Source organism: Microvirga terrae, assembly GCF_013307435.2.
In the GTDB taxonomy this organism is placed as follows: Bacteria; Pseudomonadota; Alphaproteobacteria; order Rhizobiales; family Beijerinckiaceae; genus Microvirga; species Microvirga terrae.
This window is the reverse complement of the sequence record NZ_CP102845.1, coordinates 3,735,818-3,748,961: the sequence shown is the minus strand read 5'-3', so window position 1 is coordinate 3,748,961 and position 13,144 is coordinate 3,735,818. Positions and strand designations below refer to the sequence as shown.

Genomic DNA, 13,144 nt, shown 5'->3' with positions numbered 1-13,144 from the left:
GCTCACCATCCGGCGAAAAACGCGAAGTCCCGACGTATGGGTTTCCAGGTCTGGATCTGCCGCGGCTCGCGCAGAAGCTCGGGCAGCCGTTCCCAATAGGCCTTGCGGTAGTCCCGGTGCATCTGGACTTCGACCACGTCGTCGAGGTCGGACCAGGTCTCGTAGATCATGAACCGGGTCGGATCCTCGGGATCCTGATGCAGAACGGCATTGATGAAGCTCGTCTCGTGGCGCATGGCATCGAGCACCGGCATCAGAAGGTCGAGAAAGGCCTCTTCGCAATCGGGCTTCAGGCTGATCGTCACCACGAAGGTCACCGGATCACTCTGGTTTCCGCGATTGGCGGCCGCCTTGAGAGTGTCGCTGAGCTTCATCGTCGTCTCCTCCGCTTCGATTCTGATGACCAGAATGGCCGCGCACGGAAGCGAAGGAAATTACCCGGCAGGTAATGGAGTCCCTGAGGGATCAGCGCTGCGCCTTCTGCAGCAGGCTCTTGTCGAGCATCACGTGGACGCCCTTGTTGCCGTTGACCACCTGGGTGATGCGCAAGTCCGCCGCGAGGCTGCACAGGGCGTAGGCTTCGGCCTTGGCGATGCCCGTGCGGGCGGCGATCAGGTCGATCATGCTGCGCAGCGCGATGACCACGCAATCGTCGAGATCTGGGTCGAACGCCATGGTCATGACATGCGTGGGCGTCTCGGCCATGGGCCAGGTGAGATGCATGTCCTCCCGCAGGTGCAGCTCGAAGGTACCGATCAGGCCCGTCTCGATCGCCGTCACGCAGACCTCGCCGTCGCCCTGAACGCCGTGCCCGTCGCCGACGGAGAACAGGGCGCCGTCCATGTGGATCGGCAGGTAGAGGGTCGTCCCCGCAACGAGCTCTTTGTTGTCGAGGTTGCCGCCGTTGCGCCGTGGGGGCAGGGTGCTGAGCGCCCCCCAGGCGGCGGGCGGCGCGACCGCCATCACGCCGAAGAACGGTTTCAGAGGTAGGTCGAGGCCCCACGGCAGCCGGCCGGTCATCCGCCCCCGGTCGAGCGGGATATTCATCACGTGGATCTCGTCGAAATCGTCCGGCAGGGCTCCTTTCTGGGGCGCGGAATAGGTGAAGCCCCAATCGTAATGCAGCGCGATGTCCTTGATGCGGACTTCGAGAACCTGACCGGCCTTGGCACCCCGCACGGCGACAGGCCCCGTGCAGATATGGCCCGGCAGTTTCGGCCTGTGGGCCGCATGGATGTCGGTGAGTGCCTGCGGGATCACGAACGGCGCCGGTGGCATCGCCTCCGGGCCGCCCGACACGGTCGAGATCGTGACCGTGTCGCCGGGATCGACCGTCAGCAGCGGCTTGAGATTCGCGTCGAAATAACCCCAGTGAATGGTCTCCGGGGAAGCCTCAATCCGGTACTCGGCCACGAAACACCTCTGCCATCGCTATGGATTCAGGGTGTCTCGCATTCCTATACGTCAAGGACAACTGGCTAATGGTAGGGATCCGCCGCGTCCCTGAGGCCGTCGCCCATGAAGTTGAAGGCGAGCACCACGATCACGACCGGCACCATCGGGAAGAGCAGCCAGGGATGCAGCTGCACGGCTGCCAGGTTCTGCGCCTCGTTGAGCAGCACGCCCCAGCTCGTCACGGGCGGGCGCAGGCCCAGGCCCAGGAAGGAGAGGGCCGTCTCGCCGAGAATCATGGAGGGAATCGAGAGGGTCGCCGAGGCGATGAGGTGGCTCATGAAGTTCGGGATGAGGTGGCGCGCGATGATGCGCTGCTTGGACGCTCCCATCAGTTCCGCCGCCTTGACGAAATCCTCCTCGCGCAGGGAGAGCAACTTCGAGCGCACCGCGCGGGCCAGCCCCGGCCAGTCGAGCAGGCCGAGGATGATCGTGATGCCGAAGAACACCAGGATCGGGCTCCAGTTCGCCGGGAGGGCGGCCGAGAGCGCGAGCCACAGGGGCAGCTCCGGGAGCGAGCGCAGGATCTCGATCATGCGCTGGATGACATGGTCGACCCATCCGCCGAGATAGCCGGCAAGACCGCCGAAGAAGAGGCCGAGTGCGAACGACACCGCGATGCCGACGATCCCGATGGTGAGCGAGATTCGCGCCCCGTAGATGATGCGCGAGAGCAGGTCGCGCCCGAGCCGGTCGGTGCCGAGCAGGAACATGGTGCCGTTCTCAGGCGGGCAGACGACATGGACATCCATCTGCCAGAGGCCCCAGAACTGATAGGCGTCGCTCCTGCACAGGAACCGGATGGGCTGTGGCTTCGACGTATCGGGCGTGTAGACGCGCCGGAAGCTCTCGAGGTCGAAGCTGTAGCTGTAGGGATAGGTGAAGGGGCCGACGAAGCGGCCTTCATGCATCAGATGAATGCCCTGCGGCGGCGCGTACAGAAAATCCCCGTGGCGCTTGGTCTGGTTGTAGGGCGCGATCACCTCGACGAAGGGCACGATCGCGTAGAAGAACAGGAGCACGAAGGCCGCCGCCACCGCCACCTTGTGGCGACGGAACTTCCACCACATCAGCTGCCAGGACGAGGCGCGGTAGAAGCTCTCGTTCTCGGCCCCGACAGGCTCGGTCTTGCCGGGATCGAAGGGCGCCGGATCGACGTAATGGCGCTTGGAGGTGATGGCCGTGTTCATCGCCCGCCTCCCATCCGGATGCGCGGATCAAGCCAGGCGAGCAGGAGGTCGGAGATCAGCATGCCGACGACCGTGAGCATGGCGACGAACATGAGGATGAACCCGGCCAGGAACTGATCCTGGCTCTTCAGCGCGCTCAGCAGGATCGGCCCCACGGTCGGAAGACTCAAGACCAGGGACACGAGAACCGAGCCGGATACCAGATGCGGCAGGAGATTGCCGATATCGGCGATGAAGGGATTGAGCGACATGCGGAAGGGATATTTCAGCAGGGCCTTGGTGGGGCCGAGGCCCTTGGCCTTCGCGGTCACATAATATTGCTTGCCGAGCTCGTCGAGCAGGTTCGCCCGCATGCGCCGGATCATGGCGGCCGTTCCGCCGAGCCCGATCACGACGGTCGGGACAAGGAGATGCGAGAACAGGGACTGCGTCTTGGCCCAGGTCCAGGGCTCGCCCGCATATTCTGCGTCGTAGAGCCCGCCGATCGAAACGCCGAACCAGCGGTTCATGTAATAGAGCAGGATCAGCGCGAGCAGGAAGCTCGGGGTCGCAAGTCCGATATAGCCGATGAAGGTGGCGAGATAGTCGCCCACGGAATATTGCCGCGTCGCCGAGTAGATCGCGATCGGGATCGACACCACGTGGATGAAGATCACCACCGCGAGATTGACGAGGAGCGTCAGCCACAGGGCATCGCCGACCACCTCCACAACGGGCTTGTCGTACTCGAAGGACCAGCCCCAGTCGCCCTGAAGCAGGCCGGAGAAGCCGTTCGGTCCCGGCATGACGCCGACCCAGACCAGGTATTGCTGCCAGGCGGGCTTGTCGAGCCCGTACTGCTTGATGAGGAATTCGGCCTTCGCGACGGAGGCCGATTCGCCCTGGGCCCGCAATTCGGCGATCTGGTTGGACAGGAAGTCCCCAGGCGGCAGCTTGATGATGAAGAAGATCAAGGCCGATATGATCAGCAATGTCACCGCCATGGTGACGATGCGACGCAACAGGAAGCGGATCATCGGCGGGCCTCTTTGCCGGCGGCTTTGTTCCAATGGATCTCGTCCAGGCGATAGATGCCGAGCATCGCGGTCGGCTCCCAGCTGTAGAGCGCCTTGGCGGGGAGCCCCTGCAGGCCGTTGCGGACGACGATCGGCTGCAGGGCGCCGGAGATGGTGCCGATCGACCATTGGTTCTCGGCGTGGTTGCGCAGCATCTCGGTCCAGACGTCCCGTTGCACGGTCCGGTTCCCGGTGTTCATCCAGGTCGTGTAGAGATCGAGAAGGCGCTGCGCCTCCGGGATATCGACCTGCTCGCCGTTCTTGCCTTTCGTTTCCACGTGCTGGCCCCATTTCGGCCAGGTGTAGTTGTCCTGGCGCATGGGAGCGAGTTCGGTCGGCGGCATGATGGCCGTGGGGATCGCGTTGTCGAGGCCGGGGGCCGCGACCATGACGGTCAGGCCTGCATAGGAGCGGTTGCGCAGGACGGTCCGGTCCTGGGGCTTCACGAAGAGCCTGACGCCGATCTCGCGCCAGAATTCGCCGATCAGGGTCAGACCGTCGACCACGAGGCTGCTCTCGCCGTCGGTTTCGACGATGATCTCCAGCTCGCGTCCGTCGGGCAGCAGGCGGATGCCGGCGCCGTTGCGCTTCGTCAGGCCGATCTCGTCGAGAAGCCGGGAGGCCTCGCGCGGATCGTACCCGGCGTTCTCCGTGCGCAGCTCGGCCGAGAAGAGCGGGCTTTCCGCCACGATCGTATTGTTACCCTCGGTGCCGAGCCCGAACAGCAGCGCGTTGTTCAGGGTCCTGCGGTCGATGCCGAGCGACAGGGCGCGGCGGAAGCGGATGTCCCGGTTGAGCTGGCGCCAGACCGGATCCACCGTGTTGAGATTGGGATAGAGGGCAAGTTCCGTGCCGCGCGCATAGGGCCAGAGCAGGGTGGTGTATCCCTTGGCCTTCTCACCCTCCTTCAGGACCGGAATGTCACTCATGGAGAGGCCGCGGAACAGGAGATCGAGCTCGCCCGCATTGGCCTTGGCCGCGAACAGGCCGGGGGCCGAAACATCCATGATGAGCCGGTCGACATAGGGCAGCTGCTGTCCCTGGTGGTCGACCCGGTGATAATAGGGATTGCGCTCGAAGATGAAGCGGTTGGCCGGCGCCGCGTTCATGACGCGCCAGGGCATGAGCGTGGGCAGGGCCGGGTTGGTCTGCTCCTTCATGTCGTCCATGCGGTTGTGCAGGGCGGCCCAGGATTTCAGCTTCTGCTGCTTGGCCTTCTCGTCGAGGGCCGCCTTGTCGGCATATTTGGCGTGGAACTGCTTGAGATAGGTGGAGGCGCGGTAAATTCCCGGATCGAGGGATCCGGCGAGCTGCGGCAGGAATCGCGGATTGGGCTTGTCCCAGGTGAAACGCACCGTCCGTTCGTCGAGGACCTCGAAGCGCGGGGGCTTTCCGTCCACGAGCATGAATTCGGGCGGGCCGGCGGGCGAGAGATCCGCGTTCTGGGCCACGTCCTCCCAGTAGTAGCGGAAATCCTCCGCCGTGAAGGGCGAGCCGTCCGACCAGCGGTGACCGGCGCGCAGGGTGAAGGTGAAAACCCGGTCGTCCTCGTTCTCGTATTTTTCGAGCAGGTCGGGCTTGAGATGCAGGGTGCGGTCGTAGCCGACGAGCCGCGTGTAGGTGTAGGTCGAGATGTAGCGGATGTCGCGCGGCCGCGGCACCAGGGTGACCATGTCGCCGCCATACTGGCCCGCCGCGTCGACCACGATGGGGGTTTTCGGCAGCCGCTCGGCCAGAGGCGGCAGCTTCTTGTCCTTCACCTGCTCGGCGAAGAAGGGAGCGTCCTTGAAATCCTGCGCCAGGGCCGGCAATGCCAGCCATGCGAGAGCGGCAGCGAGGACGAACGGTCTTGGTCTGATACGGATCAGCATCACGCAGCCTCCCGGGCTGTCAGGTGCCCCAGACGAACCTTGTGGCCAGGTTCGATCTCTTTCATGTGGCCGAACTCGCCGGGTTTGATGCGGAACGGCTCGGGCCATTCCGACGGCTGCGAGAAGCGGCCGGTCCGCAGTTTGGCGAAGTCCAGCGGGCGATCGATGTCCGGATCCGGCACGGCGGCGAGAAGCGCCTGCGTGTAGGGATGAACCGGATTGCGGAAGAGGGAGGATTTCGGCGCCTCCTCGACGATATAGCCCCGGCACATGACCGCGATGGTATCGGCGATGTAGTCCACCACGGCGAGATTGTGGGACACGAAGAGGTAGGACAATCCGAGGGCCGATTGCAGATCCTTGAGCAGGTTGAGCACCTGGGCCTGCACCGACACGTCGAGAGCGGAGACGGGCTCGTCGCAGAGCAGCACGCGAGGCTCCAGGGCAAGCGCCCGCGCGATCCCGAGGCGCTGGCGCTGGCCGCCGGAGAAGGAATGCGGGTAACGTCTGAGCGAGCGCTGATCGAGCCCGACCATGTCGAGGAGCTGCTTGACCCGCTCGTAGCGCTGGTCCGAAGTGCCGATGTCGTGGATGCGCAGGGGCTCCGTCAGAAGCTCGTAGACCGTCATGCGCGGGTTGAGCGACGAGAACGGATCCTGGAAGATGAACTGCACCGAACGACGGTAGGCCGTCAGCGCATCGCCTTCCAGCTTGTGCACGTCTTTCGGACCCGTGCCGTCGTCGAAGAGGACGCGGCCCGCATTGGGCGTCAGGGCCCGCATGATCATCTTGGACACGGTGGTCTTGCCGCATCCGGATTCACCCACGAGCCCCAGGGTTTTCCCGGCAGGAAGGGTGAGATCGACTTCGCTGACCGCGCGGATCTGCTGCGTCTTGCCGGAGAACCAGCCCGACCGGAGCGTGAAGCATTTGGTGAGATGCTCGGCCTTCAGGATGGGGCCGTTGGGCTGGATGCGCTGCGGAGCGCCGGCGGATGCGAGAGCCGCGCTCTTCACCTCGCGGATCGGCGTCAGCCGCTCGTTCTCGCCCATGGCGAAGCGCGGGACGGCCCGCATGAGCGCCTGGAGATAGGCATGCTGCGCGTTGCGGAAGATGTTCTCCCGGGAGCCGGCCTCCATGATCTTCCCGCGATACATGACCACGACCTCATCGGCCACGTTGGCGACCACGCCGAGATCGTGGGTGATGAGGAGCACCGACATGCCCGTCTCGATCTGGAGTTCCTTGATGAGATCGAGGATCTGAGCCTGCGTGGTCACGTCGAGCGCCGTCGTGGGCTCGTCCGCGATCAGGAGGGCCGGGCGTGTGATGAGCGCCATGGCGATCATGGCACGCTGGCGCAGCCCGCCGGACAGCTCGAACGGGTAGGTCGTCAGGGCCCGCTTGGGATCGGGAAAGCCGACCCGGGCCAGCACGTCCACGGTCCTCTGGTTCGCCTTGGTCTGATCCACGTCCGAATGGATCATCAGCGCCTCGGAGATCTGGTCGCCGATGGTGTGGAGCGGCGACAGGGATGTCATCGGCTCCTGAAAGATCATGGCAATGCGCCCGCCGCGCAGGGCATGCATGGCGTCGCTCTCGGGCGCGAGCGCCGCGATATCGACGCTGCCCCCGTTCGCCGGATCGTTGAAGAGGATCGATCCGTTGGTGATCCTGGCCTTCTTCGACAGGATCTGGAGGATGGCCTGCGCGGTGACCGATTTGCCCGAGCCGGACTCGCCGACGAGCGCCACCGTCTTCCCCTTGGGAATGTCGAACGTCAGGCCGTCGACCGCGCGGAAGTCCCCGGCGTCGGTGTTGAAGTCAACTGTCAGCTGGCGAACCGACAGGAGTGGCGCTTCCATATGCTCCTCCAGGATCTATGAGCATAACGCATCAGATCCCATTAGATCTCAATTGTGATCTTGTTTCCAAGTCGAAACAGGCATCTGGACACAGGAAACGTATGCCTCTGGCGGCGAGATGGGCGATAAGCCTTTCGCATAACGACCAGATGACGTCGTCATGAGCGAGATGATGGGTCAGGAACCCGATCGGCTCGCCGCGGTCCGCCCGGCCCATCGCGCGCCGCTCGACCGCGTTGGCGAGATTGGCGATGATCAGGGCCGGATCGGCCAGGCTTCTCGTCCCGTGCCAGTCGATGGGATCCACGTGGGTGTTGATCTGAAGGAGACCTGACACGGGATAGGCGGACATCCGGTCGTTGAAGGTCGATATCGCCCGAAATCCCTGGCCCGGCAGGATCGCGACGAGATCCCGGGCGATCCGGTTCCAGGGTGGCACGAAGACGGGCAGGAGCCTCGATCCGAGGAGCTGGCGCGCCGCGTGCAGGGCCCGTTCCAGTTCCGCCGTCATCTCGTCCAGCGTGCGGTGAGGGCCGAATTCCGCCTTCTTCTCGCCCGCTGGCGCATGATCGGCATGGCTCCATCCGTGGACGAGCGCGAAGGCCTTGTTCTCCTCCGCCAGTCGGACCGCAAGGGAAGCCTCGATGCCGCTCGGGATGACCGCGAGGCCGATCCCGGCATCGTACCGGCGGGCAAGGCCGAGGAGCCGGTCGAGTTCGGGCGTATCGGCCACCGCATCGTCGTCCCGCCACCAGAAGCCGACGGGGCAATCCCGATCCTGGGCTCGGTCGAGCGCCTGGTCGAGAGGCGACCAGTCGATGGCCCGGTGAAGGGCTGGCCGGGACTGCACGAGGCTCTCGGCCAAGGCGACCGTCCGGCGGGCGCCGTCGCTGGACACGGCCGGCCTCCGGGACGATGGCCATGACAGCGCGCGCCCGATCGCCCGAACGAGGTTCGGCGGCGACAGATCCGCCTCGGGCAGGATTTCAGCCAAGCCCAGGGCCGCCAAGCGCTCGGCCCGCAGACGCTGTTCCGTCTCCTGGCCGGCCTCGAAAGGCACGAGGACCGACCTCACGCCGCACCGCAGCAGGTCGACGGTGGTGTTGTACCCGGCTTGGCTCACGGATAGTTCGGCGCCGGCGAGCAGAGTCCGGAAGTCGGGCCGCGCGAGCTCGACGGCGACATGAGCCGGAGCGCCGGCCCGAAGCTCACGGAAGTTGGAATCGGCGACGCTCCGGCCGACGAGGATACGCCAGGGCCGGTCGGTGATCTCCTGGGCTGCCTCGAGGGCGGCGCGGTAGAGCGGCAGGCTCGCCGCGCTCGACCCGCCTGAGACGACGATCCCGTGCCGGCGGGTCTCCGGCACCGGGCTCTCGTTCTCGTCCACGTAGCCGGTGTAGCGGATGAGGGGTCTGACCTGCTCGTCCAGGGGCCACGAGGCTTCCAAGGGAACCAGCTCCGGGTCGCCGTGGACGAGGACCGCGTCGTAATGCCGGAGCACGCGTTCATGGGCTTCGGCGATCCGCGACGCCTTGGAGGACGGCACCAGCACGTCCCGGATTGAGCACACGATCCGCGGGCTCGGATCCGCGCCGCGCGCAGCCTCGATCAGCGCGCAGAACTCATCGGCCAGAACGCGCCGCCCGAAGGGAAACAGTTCGGTGATGAGGATGTCGGGCCGGACGGTCGTCAGGGTGTCGAGAAGGAGGGTGCGGCGCCTTTCGAGATAGGCTGCATCCACGGGTTCGAGGTCTTCGTCGAGCAGCGTCCTGAAATCCGTTCCGACCGTTCGCACGGGAGGCAGCTGAACGAGGGTGACGGTGCCCAGATCGGGCAGCCGGGCTGGGCTTCCGCCCGTTACGAGGGTGGTTTCGTGCCCTTCCCGTGCGAAGGCCCGTGCGAGAGCGGCGGCCCTCGTCAGGTGGCCTGCGCCCAACAGATGCGTGACGGCGATCAGAACGCGCACGGTCATTCTCCCGCCTCATCCGTGAGCGGTTGGAGCGCATTGCGCAAGCGCAAAGAAGCATGATCGAGGCCGCGTTCCTGCCGGACGAACCGCAACGCGTTGGCGCCGAGATCCCGCAGCCGTCCGCGGTCCCCTAGAAGATCGCTCAACGCTCCCGCGAGGGCCACGGGGTCGCCCGGGGGCGTGAGAGTTCCGGTTTCGCCGTTCCGCACGACGCTGGCGACCCCGCCATACGCACCTGCAGCCACCGTGCAGCCCAGAGCCTGCGCTTCCAGCAGCACCATGCCGTAGGCCTCGTTGACGGCCGGCCAGACAAAGAGATCGGCCGCCCCGTAGAACGCCGCCAGATCGGCCTTGCTGTCGATCCGCCCATGGAAGCGCACGCGCTGCGCCATGTCGGAGAAAAGCTGTGCGACCTCGTCGCGGGCCTCGCCGTCACCGACGACGTCCAGGGTCCAGGGCAGGTGCCGGAGTCGCTCCAGGGCAACGGCCAGAATGCGGTAGGAGGCGAGCTTGTCGCCCTCCCGCATCATCGCCACCGTCAGGAGGCGCGGCGCGGCTTCCGGCAATGGGCGGGAGGGCGGTGCCGGCCAGTCCTGCAGGTCGAGAAACGGCGGCAGATCCACCAGACCCTGCCGCTGCGGCTTCGCCCGCTCCAAGGCCTCCCGATCATGCGCGGTCATCACGAAGACCACATCGGCCCGGTCGAGGGCCGCTTCCGCCCCTTCATGTCCGAGCGTCCAGGATCCCCGGGCGCGCTTGGCCGCCCGCGAGCCTTCGGCAACGGCGTAGGGAATGCCGAGAGCCTCGGCGACGCGTGGGCCGATCCAGTCCGGCGCCTTGTAATAGACGTGGTAGGTGAACCACAGACGCGGTCGCATCGCGCCGGGCATTGCCCTGTAGCGGGCGATGAGGCGATCGGCTTCCGCCAGCGAGCGCCGTCGGAGATCGTCCTGGCACTCCCGGTCGCCGGCCTTATCGAGGGTCCGCAGCTCGCTGGCGAGGAAAGGCGAAAAGCCCGCCCCGCCGAGAGCTTTCATCAGCAGGCGCGCCATGGTGCGGTCGCCCGAGGGCAGGGGGTGGTTCGGGCTCTTCAAGGGAGCGTAGAACGCAATGGGCCGCGCGGGGGTCACACGCGCTCCGGTTCTCGTGTCGGGCTCTGCGTCACGGCGCGCAGCCGGGCTTCCAGCACGTCGATCCCGCCTTCCATGGAAAACTCCCGCCGCAGGCGCGAGAAAGCCGCGTCGCCAAGGGATTTCCGGCGCTCGGGATCGCGGGCGAGGAGATTGACGGCGTTGGACAAGGCCTCCCAATCGCCCGGCGGCACGAGCCGGCCTTCCAGGTCGTCGCGGATGAATTCCGGGATGCCGGCGAAGTCCGTCGCCACGATGGCAAGCCCCTGGCTCGCCGCCTCCATGATCACGTTCGGCAGACCGTCCCGATCGCCCGATCGGGCTTCTTTGGAGGGCAGTACGAACAGGTCGGCCTCGCGCAGAAGGGAAATGATGTCGGGCTGCGCCTTCGCGCCCAGAAACGCCACCCTGTCGGCGATTCCGGCCTCCTGGGCCTGCTTCTTCAGGCTGGCGAGCAGCTCTCCGCCGCCCACATGCGCGAAGCGCCAGTGGAGGTCCTGCGGCAGGGCCGCGAGCGCCTTGATCAGGTCGCCGTAGCCCTTCTTCGCCACGGCCCGCCCGACGGACACGATGCGCACCGGATCGCGCGGGTTCACGCCGTTCCTGGCGGGGCGGCCTTCCGGAGGCGACGGAAAGCGCGAGAGATCGAGCCCGTGATAGACGAGCGAGACGCGCTCGGGCCGGGACAGCGATTGGAGATTGCCGGCACCCTGCGCCGTGCAGGTGACACCCCAGAGTGCCTCCGCGATCTTTTCGCGCTTCTCCCAGTCGGGGGTCGTCCAGATGTCCTTGGCATGAGCCGAGAAGGTCCAAGTCCGGCCCGTGAGCAGCGCGGCGTACCGGACGACGGACGCCGGCGTGTGCAGGTAATGCACATGCAGGTGACCGACATCCTCCGGCATCTCCCTGGCCATCACGAACGCTTGGCCGAGGCGGCGCACCCGGTTGGCGGTGAAATCGCGCTTCAGATCGCCCCAGAATGCCCTCATGGCGCGTCCGAAACCCTTCTGCCTCAGGCTCCAGACGCCGCCACGCAGCACGCGCAGGGGCTCCTCGTAGAGATATTCCGGCAGATAGGTCACGGGCGCCTTGATCGCCTTGTGCATCGGATGCACGGCCCGCTCCGTCGGATGGCGGAGCGACCAGATCTCAAGGTCAAGACCGCGCTGCTCCAGGGCCAGAATCTCCTGGGCGATGAAGGTTTCCGAGAGGCGTGGATACCCTTTCACCACGATGGCGATGCGCCGGGCTTTCATTGAGGCGAGCATGGGGGCGATTACTCGGCCGCCTGGTGATAGGTGGCGAACGGCGCCCGTGGATCCGTCAAGGCCCTGAGGCGTTCCTGGACCCGGTCGAGTCCGTCGAGAAGGCCCGGGACGGTCACCTCCGACGGGCGCGGCTGCGATGACAGGGATCGAAGGGCGGCGGCCATGCGCTCGGGCGTGCGCGGCTCCTTGTAGTCGCTGAGCATGCTCACCAGCCCGAGCCGCTCGCCTTCGACGGCCCGGATATACTGCTCGAGGCGGGGACGCGTGCGCGGAACGATGAGTGTGCGCTTGTCGAACGAAAGGGCCTCGCAGAAGGTGTTGTACCCGCCCATGGCCACGATGGCGTCCGCCTTCTTCATGAGCCGTTCGATCTTGTTGTCGAACGACATCACGTCGAGCTTCGGCTGCTTGGCGATGCGTTCCACGAAGGACCGGCGCTTGTCCCGGTCGATGAAGGGGCCGAACAGGATCAGAGCCGGCTGATCGAGCTCCGCGTCGGCCTCGTAGGCCGAGATCACCCAGTCGATCAGGTCGTCGCCATCGCCCCCGCCGCCGGTGGTCACCAGGACGAATGGCTGCTTCGTGATCTTGGGATAGCGGGTCAGGGACGGGGTCGGCGGCACGTCCCGGCGCAGATAGCCGGTATAGGTGATGCGCTCCTCCACGTGAGCGGGGAGGTTGAGGGCCTGGAGGGGCTGATAAACGTCCTTGAGGCCATAGACCCAGATCTCGTCGTAATAGCGGATGAGGGCGTCCTTGGCGTCCTTGCGCTCCCATTCCGGAACGAGAAGAGCCGGTTCGTCCATCACGTCGCGGATGCCGAGCACGAGGCGGCATCCGGCTGCCTTGAGGTAATCGAGCGCCGGCACGACCTCGCCGCGAAATCCGGTCGGCTCCTTGTCGACGATGAACACGTCCGGCTTGAAAGCCTTGGCGGCTTGAAGGATGAGGGCCTGGCGCAGGCCGACGGCCTCATCCAGCTCCACATTGAGGTTGAGGCTGCGGTAATCCCCGTCCGGCAGCTTCGTGACCCCCGGGATGCGGATGTAGTCGACGCCGCTGTCGAACTCGAAATTGCCGATGACCGGCGAGCCCGAGATGATGACCACCGAGGTGTCTGGATGGCTCTGGACGATGGCGTTCGCGATCGCCCGCGACCGGCGAAGATGCCCGAGGCCGAAGGTGTCGTGGCTGTAGATGAGAACACGGGTTCCGCGGCCGCTCACGGGCTGCACCGGGGAAGGACCTGCGTCCTGATCGAAGTCCTTCACCAGGTCTGCCATGCGGCTGCCCCTACGGTCAGTCTGCCGGGTCGAACGCCGACCCGTCCGCCTTCTCTACCTT

Annotated in this window: 10 protein-coding genes; all 10 read right to left on the bottom strand. The window is 65.8% G+C overall.

Annotation, left to right across the window (positions count from 1 at the left end):
• Window positions 1-2 precede the first annotated feature (2 nt).
• A complete protein-coding gene (locus HPT29_RS17655; RefSeq protein ID WP_173948511.1) occupies window positions 3-374 on the bottom strand; it encodes a putative quinol monooxygenase in 372 nt (123 codons plus the stop codon).
• Between the two features lie 91 nt (window positions 375-465).
• On the bottom strand, window positions 466-1,413 hold the full coding sequence (locus tag HPT29_RS17650) for an acetamidase/formamidase family protein (RefSeq protein WP_173948510.1): 948 nt from the start codon (window positions 1,411-1,413) through the stop codon (window positions 466-468).
• Window positions 1,414-1,478: 65 nt separating this feature from the next.
• The gene (locus HPT29_RS17645) at window positions 1,479-2,642 is read right to left on the bottom strand and encodes an ABC transporter permease (protein WP_173948509.1); all 1,164 of its coding nucleotides are present in this window, start codon (window positions 2,640-2,642) and stop codon (window positions 1,479-1,481) included.
• Window positions 2,639-3,658 (bottom strand): ABC transporter permease, encoded by a 1,020-nt coding sequence (locus HPT29_RS17640; RefSeq protein ID WP_173948508.1) that lies wholly within the window; start codon window positions 3,656-3,658, stop codon window positions 2,639-2,641. The genes HPT29_RS17645 and HPT29_RS17640 overlap by 4 nt, the downstream gene beginning before the upstream one ends.
• Window positions 3,655-5,568: an ABC transporter substrate-binding protein gene (locus HPT29_RS17635; protein ID WP_173948507.1), complete on the bottom strand. Its 1,914-nt coding sequence runs from the start codon at window positions 5,566-5,568 to the stop codon at window positions 3,655-3,657. The genes HPT29_RS17640 and HPT29_RS17635 overlap by 4 nt, the downstream gene beginning before the upstream one ends.
• Entirely contained in the window at window positions 5,568-7,433 is a 1,866-nt protein-coding gene (locus HPT29_RS17630; RefSeq protein ID WP_173948506.1) for an ABC transporter ATP-binding protein, read from the bottom strand. Before HPT29_RS17630 ends, HPT29_RS17635 begins: the two co-directional genes overlap by 1 nt.
• A gap of 31 nt (window positions 7,434-7,464) precedes the next feature.
• The gene (locus HPT29_RS17625; RefSeq protein WP_173948505.1) at window positions 7,465-9,405 is read right to left on the bottom strand and encodes a glycosyltransferase; all 1,941 of its coding nucleotides are present in this window, start codon (window positions 9,403-9,405) and stop codon (window positions 7,465-7,467) included.
• The gene (locus HPT29_RS17620; RefSeq protein ID WP_259060138.1) at window positions 9,402-10,532 is read right to left on the bottom strand and encodes a glycosyltransferase family 4 protein; all 1,131 of its coding nucleotides are present in this window, start codon (window positions 10,530-10,532) and stop codon (window positions 9,402-9,404) included. The genes HPT29_RS17625 and HPT29_RS17620 overlap by 4 nt, the downstream gene beginning before the upstream one ends.
• Complete coding sequence (locus HPT29_RS17615; protein ID WP_259060137.1) at window positions 10,529-11,800, bottom strand: glycosyltransferase family 4 protein; 1,272 nt, start codon at window positions 11,798-11,800, stop codon at window positions 10,529-10,531. The genes HPT29_RS17620 and HPT29_RS17615 overlap by 4 nt, the downstream gene beginning before the upstream one ends.
• Window positions 11,801-11,808: 8 nt before the next feature.
• A complete protein-coding gene (locus HPT29_RS17610; RefSeq protein WP_173944998.1) occupies window positions 11,809-13,083 on the bottom strand; it encodes a glycosyltransferase family protein in 1,275 nt (424 codons plus the stop codon).
• Between the last annotated feature and the right edge of the window lie 61 nt (window positions 13,084-13,144).

Coding starts and splice junctions, on each gene's coding strand:
- HPT29_RS17625 (WP_173948505.1), bottom strand. CDS start 9,405: ATGACCGTGCGCGTTCTGATCGCCGTCACGCATCTGTTGGGCGCAGGC.
- HPT29_RS17615 (WP_259060137.1), bottom strand. CDS start 11,800: ATGCTCGCCTCAATGAAAGCCCGGCGCATCGCCATCGTGGTGAAAGGG.
- HPT29_RS17640 (WP_173948508.1), bottom strand. CDS start 3,658: ATGATCCGCTTCCTGTTGCGTCGCATCGTCACCATGGCGGTGACATTG.
- HPT29_RS17630 (WP_173948506.1), bottom strand. CDS start 7,433: ATGGAAGCGCCACTCCTGTCGGTTCGCCAGCTGACAGTTGACTTCAAC.
- HPT29_RS17610 (WP_173944998.1), bottom strand. CDS start 13,083: ATGGCAGACCTGGTGAAGGACTTCGATCAGGACGCAGGTCCTTCCCCG.
- HPT29_RS17655 (WP_173948511.1), bottom strand. CDS start 374: ATGAAGCTCAGCGACACTCTCAAGGCGGCCGCCAATCGCGGAAACCAG.
- HPT29_RS17635 (WP_173948507.1), bottom strand. CDS start 5,568: ATGCTGATCCGTATCAGACCAAGACCGTTCGTCCTCGCTGCCGCTCTC.
- HPT29_RS17645 (WP_173948509.1), bottom strand. CDS start 2,642: ATGAACACGGCCATCACCTCCAAGCGCCATTACGTCGATCCGGCGCCC.